General features: G+C 39.8%; 6 protein-coding genes. 1 reads left to right on the forward strand and 5 read right to left on the reverse strand.

Going from position 1 to position 5,808, the window contains the following annotated elements; translation table 11 throughout:
* Window positions 1–232: 232 nt before the first annotated feature.
* The 5 genes from QJ048_RS23365 to QJ048_RS23385 form a co-directional block, all read right to left on the reverse strand.
* Complete coding sequence (locus tag QJ048_RS23365; RefSeq protein WP_282336888.1) at window positions 233–859, reverse strand: hypothetical protein; 627 nt, start codon at window positions 857–859, stop codon at window positions 233–235.
* Window positions 860–864: 5 nt separating this feature from the next.
* On the reverse strand, window positions 865–2,208 hold the full coding sequence (locus tag QJ048_RS23370; protein ID WP_282336890.1) for an RHS repeat-associated core domain-containing protein: 1,344 nt from the start codon (window positions 2,206–2,208) through the stop codon (window positions 865–867).
* A 5-nt stretch (window positions 2,209–2,213) separates the two neighbouring features.
* The gene (locus QJ048_RS23375) at window positions 2,214–2,417 is read right to left on the reverse strand and encodes a hypothetical protein (protein WP_282336892.1); all 204 of its coding nucleotides are present in this window, start codon (window positions 2,415–2,417) and stop codon (window positions 2,214–2,216) included.
* A 309-nt stretch (window positions 2,418–2,726) separates the two neighbouring features.
* Entirely contained in the window at window positions 2,727–3,149 is a 423-nt protein-coding gene (locus QJ048_RS23380; RefSeq protein ID WP_282336894.1) for a hypothetical protein, read from the reverse strand.
* Window positions 3,149–5,095: a hypothetical protein gene (locus QJ048_RS23385; RefSeq protein ID WP_282336895.1), complete on the reverse strand. Its 1,947-nt coding sequence runs from the start codon at window positions 5,093–5,095 to the stop codon at window positions 3,149–3,151. The genes QJ048_RS23380 and QJ048_RS23385 overlap by 1 nt, the downstream gene beginning before the upstream one ends.
* Before the next feature lie 28 nt (window positions 5,096–5,123).
* On the opposite strand from QJ048_RS23385, the gene QJ048_RS23390 reads away from it, so the two are divergent.
* Entirely contained in the window at window positions 5,124–5,615 is a 492-nt protein-coding gene (locus QJ048_RS23390) for a hypothetical protein (RefSeq protein WP_282336896.1), read from the forward strand.
* Window positions 5,616–5,808: the final 193 nt, after the last annotated feature.

Raw genomic sequence — 5,808 nt, forward strand, 5'->3', positions numbered from 1 at the left:
ATCTTTTTTTCAGAATAGCTTTCCCGATTTTTTAAGGCGACTACCCCTATTTTTTCCTTTCGAATTTTAGAAGAAATATCGAAGATTCCTCATAGACATTGCACGGCTTCCTGACGACCCACCAGCAACGCCTGCCAGCTTAACTTGTTGTTGGTGACCAGCCCACATTTACTGCCCTACACACCAACAACGGCGTCTCCCAGAATACCCGCAGAGGTGAAAAAAAAGAACATCAATGAATATCATCTGATAGATATGTCGTATCATAAACAAGCTCCTTTTTATAAGTGCATAAATTTTCAAAACTTATTTGGGCATAAATTATTAAACTCCCGGCAATTTTATTTTTAGATACCTTAAAAGGAAAGACTTTTACGTTTGTGTAAAATGGGCTTTTGTATAAATTAACAGGTCGTATCGTATCTCCAATATTTGTAACCAACTTAATATCTTCATATTTCTTATTTAGTGCAAATAGAGAGACATTAAAAAGCAGTGAGTCGTTATTATCTATTTTCCATATTCTGTATTCAATCAAAGGAGACCCTTCTTTTTTAATCAATTGGCCCTTTGAATCATACTCTTCTAGATATTTATAAACACTATCACGTCTTAAAAAAGCATATAACTTTAGATTCTTGTTTTTATCAAAAACATACAATCCTGAAGAATTATCTTTTGTTAAATCTCTAACTTCCGTCAAGGTATCTGTACTATTTACAACAACGGCTCGAGGAGAGTCATTTTTTAAAAGATTGTCTAACGTATATAAACATTCTCTATTTTTTTTCTCTTTACAACAAATATTTACAATAACAGCTATGATTATTATTGCGGCTGTACCTATTCGATTTGACATGGTTACTAATTTTTTTGAGATTTTGCACCCGGAATTGTATCTGTAGCTTTCCCTACCTGACAACATATCCCTGTCGAGTCTGATTCTACCTTGATATTTTGTGTGCCATCAAAAATAATATCTCCTTTATTGTAGCCAGAATAGACTTTTTTTGGAGTACTATGAGTCGCATCATAATTTTCTTTTGCAGCCTTTATTTTTAAAGCAGCTTCAATAAGATTACTTGATTGTTGAGCAAACATATCAAACACTTGCTTGAACTGCTTCATATCGCCTTTAACGCCTCCCAACTTTGTTACAAATTGCTCACTTAAATCGGTTAAGCTCGCTGACTCTCTAAAGCCTCCCACAAAATCAAGGTAACGTCCCATTTCGAGCGATTCACTGCCATTTGCTGCTTTGGGAAGACCATCCTGCCATTTATTGTCTTTGTCGTTACTTCCGTAAACCATAAAACCGTACTTAACACCATTATTCTCTCTGTTGTGGCCGCCACTAAAATAGTCGCCTACCGCCTCTGCTTTTCCACTGAGATATTCCCCTGTTGATATTTCCTGACGGTTCGTTCTTTCTGAGAGATAACTTGTAACAGCATGTTCTGCATCTTTTCGCAAGTCTATGGTCGCATTTATAATCCGATCTGCTTTAACTCCATATCCCATACCTGTTAAGGTGCTTTCCCATTTATACTCAAAATAACTTTTGTCTGTTTTTTTAACGACCATAGTGTGTCCATCCATCCCAATATATGTTACTGTTACGATCAGATCCTTTCCATCAGGATCTTTAAACATAAGTGGAGAGTTTTGCACAAATGCATAAGGGCTGATGCCGGGGTATTTTGCCTGGAGTGGATCTATAGAACCCCATCTTCCTAGTGGGCCACTAAGTATCCTTGCATCAAAATCGTAATTGTCTATCCCTATTGAGTTATCACGTTCTTTGCCATTGAACCCATACATGTACAATTCCGTTGATCCGCTCGACCCACCACCTCCTTGGTTTCCGGTTCCGGCATAACTGCCGTCTGCAATATAGGCTACAAATTCGTCACTGGCAAGTGATTGGAACTCTCCCTCTAATACTACTCGATTTGATGCAACATATTCAGTTGGCTGGCTACTGCTTCTATTCGTTACCGACAAATCTACAGGTACAGTGTAACCATTCACCGTGGTGGTTCCACTCACCGTTGCCCCTGCCACACCAGATCCTATGGCAAGTGTTCTTCCCGGCATCGTCATTCCAAAAGGATAATAGTCTGTTGCTGTCAAAACAATGGGCTCGAAGTAATCAATTTTCCCACCAGTGATCACCGGTTTCTTCTTGTCGCTGATGGTGGCCAACACATTTCCTAAATGATTGGTGAGTTCATACTGCCTTTTGGCCGTACCAATGTTTTATTATACACCTTGCCCATCCCTGCAACAGTGCTTGATGGAATTGCCAAAGAACTATAACTCAGGTTGCGGCTAATTGTTCCCAACCTGCTGCTGCCATAAATATACACATCTTTAAGTATTGCCGCTCCGCTTAAACTTACCCGGTAGGTACACATCACATTCCCCTACGCATCCCGCAAAGATTTGAAAAAACAATTTTTCATCGCCAGGAAAAAAAGAATATCCGCTAACCAAAATGTTACGTGTGATACCTGCTAGCAAATCTTCTTTACCCAAAAAGCTCTTTCACATAAAACAATCTTCTGTCGCTTTTAATAGCACGGGATTGGTATGCCTTATTGTTTACAAATCTTTTTTTCAGAATAGCTTTCCCGATTTTTTAAGGCGACTACCCCTATTTTTTCCTTTCGAATTTTAGAAGAAATATCGAAGATTCCTCATAGACATTGCACTGCACATCTGCACTAACTGAGGTATTCTTTAGTCATTTTGTCAACATAAAAATCAAACAGTTTCAAAGTTCGACTATCTCCTTCCAATATCTTTTCGTAGAAAAAATTCTTCTCTAATGTCCATTCCGAAAAGCTTACCACACCATCATTTTTTAAATTAAGATCATTTAATGACAGCAAATTATTCAACTTGCAATCCCAATATTTAGAAATTCTATCATCTATCACTTCAAATAATTCAATAGGAAAAGGCAAAGGATAGTTTGCAGTTTCATCTCCAATAATATAGTAATAAAAAATGTCTTCAAATTTGGAAATAGCCAGAACTACATAAATCTTATCTTTTGTCAGTTCTAATTCAGACCCATTACTCCAATTTCTTAACTCAAGCCTTTGGGTACTATCGATAACGTCAACTAGACATCTTATTTTCATTAGTCTTTAAATTTGAAATCAGTTAGAAACCCTGTTGTTGGATTTTTGATATAGTGTACAACCGTCTTAGCTCCTTTGGGGCCAATACTATAATGCCATTTCTCCCATCCTAAATATCTCGGGTCTTTCAGCGTTAAAGGTAATCGTCGTCCCATCCCAGATTGAGCGTCAGCCATTGCTTGTACTTCCTGAAAATTTGTTGGCACTCTTCGCCAAGCTCTTCCGTTGGTGCCATAGGGATGTGTTCTCGCGGTTTGTGCTGTTGCTTCAATATCTCCACTAAGATTTTTTAATGGAGTCTGCTTCATAACGGCAGGCAAGTCATCAATTCCACCGAGGCTTCTACTTGGAGTAAGCCGAGCTTCTCCAAACAATGTTTTACTTGCAGTAAATCCTCCGATCAATACACCCACAGCAGGCTCATACGTTCGCAAATCCAAAGCATCCCGTTTCATGTCCGCCCATTGCTGTTTCAACGGCGTTTGAGTAACATACTTATAATAATCGTCGGAAGAGTTCATGGCATCAAACAATAGATCTGTTCCATCCTTCTGATCTACCACTGTTTTATTCCATAAACCAACACCACCATTGCCGAGGGCACCAAGCGTACTATTCCAAAGAAGCGAGAATGCATTATTAACACCATTTACGACTTTATTTTTAGCACTTTGGCCCCAGAATGGATAATAAGGAAGTTGTGCGCTTTCATTTATACGCAAATTCTCTCTACCAGTTGTATCACCTAATGGATCACTGTTAAATATCGGATTATTATTAAACGCAGAATATTCACTTACACCTTCCGTAGGTTTAGGATCAAGGTTCCACCTTCTTCCTATCCTGCTATCATACTCCCAATACTCGGCTGTATAAATATTGCCACCGGGATCTATTTCAGTAGATTTTAGCTGTCCGTTCTGGCCTCTATCGTACGCCGTTCCCATTATACTACCATCGCCACTTCCCGTCCCATTTCCGCCACTTCCCGAAGGTACAATTTCCGCCACAAACTCATCACCGTCCGCACTTGTAAATTCCCCATCAAAAGTTATACTATTTGTTGCCTGGTAATCAGCTGGTGTATTTCCTGTGCGAGTCGTAACGGTAAGGTCAGCAGGCAGGTTAGTATTGCCACCGCCGGTGCTTCCACCGCTAGATGCTCCATCGCCGTTAGCACCTCTTCCCGGCATGGTCATCCCAAACACATAATAATCCTGTGCTGTTAAAACAATAGGCTCGTAATAATCAATTGTAGTGCCGTTTGTAGTATGTGATTTTTTCTTATCTGAGAGGGTGGCCAACACATTTCCTAAATGATTTGTGAGCTCATATTGCCTTTTGCCCCGTATCATTTCATCAGCGTATACACTGCCTATGCCCGGTAGAGTGCTTGAGGCAATCTCCAGCGAACTGTTTAGTATAAGGTTCCTGTTAATCACCCCAAGCCTGCTGCTACCGTATATGGATTGGTCGGCCGCTACTATACTGTTTTGTTTAATGGTGTATGTGGTAAGCATATTGCCTTGCGCATCCCGCACGTACCAGGTAGTTTCGGGGTCATTTGTCATGCCGCTGCCGCTAAGGGTTTTGCTAATGCGGTTGCCTGCTGCGTCATAAGTATAGTCTACGGTAATGTTGTTGCTTTTGGTTACTCTTTTTACTTTGCCATATACTGTCCATTCTATTCTATCCACGCCGCCTTTGGTGTCTTTTGTCATGTTGCCGATGGCGTCATAGGTATAGTTGCCTGCTGCCTGGCTGTCTATATCTGCCGTGTACGTGTCATCTGCAACCGCATCGTTTATATGATCGAGTTTATTGGTGCCATCGATATAATTGTACGTCAACCTATCCATTGCCAGGTCACTACCGGCTTTATTGCCGTCTCGATCGTAACTTTTAATATTTCCGTTGGCATCGTAGGTTATTTTTTCTCCGTACACTCCTGCTGCATTTAAACCGGCCCAGCTATTGTTTACACTGTCAAATCTTGCCTGTAATGCCGCCGCTAACTATTCTTCGCAAATTGCCTGCGATACATTGAAAACCGTATTGGAAAATTATGGATTGATGGGTAAAGAAGGCATGCTGATAACTGATGATGGTTCCGAAAACAAAGGCGCCGTTACAGATATGCTCGCCAAACCCGGCATGCTTTGGAAAAAGATAATTGCTCAAGTTGATATTGTACAAAGCAATAGCATGGTGGAAGCTGCTAACAAAATTATCAAACACCGTTTTTTATATAAACAGTGTATTGCCTGCCTTGCCGAACTCAAAAATAAACTTCCAGCTATTATTGAGGAGTACAATAATACGCCACTTGTTAGCTTATCGGCTTATACTCCAAACGAAGTACTCGCCGGAAAAACACCCGACTTTAAAAGATTTGAAAAACAATTTTTCATAGCCAGAAAAAAAAGAATATCCGCTAACCAAAATGTTACGTGTGATACCTGCTAGCAAATCTTCTTAACCCAAAAGCTCTTTCACATAAAACAATCTTCGGTCGCTTTTAATAGCACGGGATTGGTATGCCTTATTGTTTACAAATCTTTTTTTCAGAATAGCTTTCCCGATTTTTTAAGGCGACTACCCCTATTTTTTCCTTTCGAATTTTAGAAGAAATATCGAAGATTCCTCATAGACATTGCAC

The sequence above is a fragment of the Pinibacter soli genome, from assembly GCF_029961145.1.
Classification (GTDB): Bacteria; Bacteroidota; Bacteroidia; order Chitinophagales; family Chitinophagaceae; genus Pinibacter; species Pinibacter soli.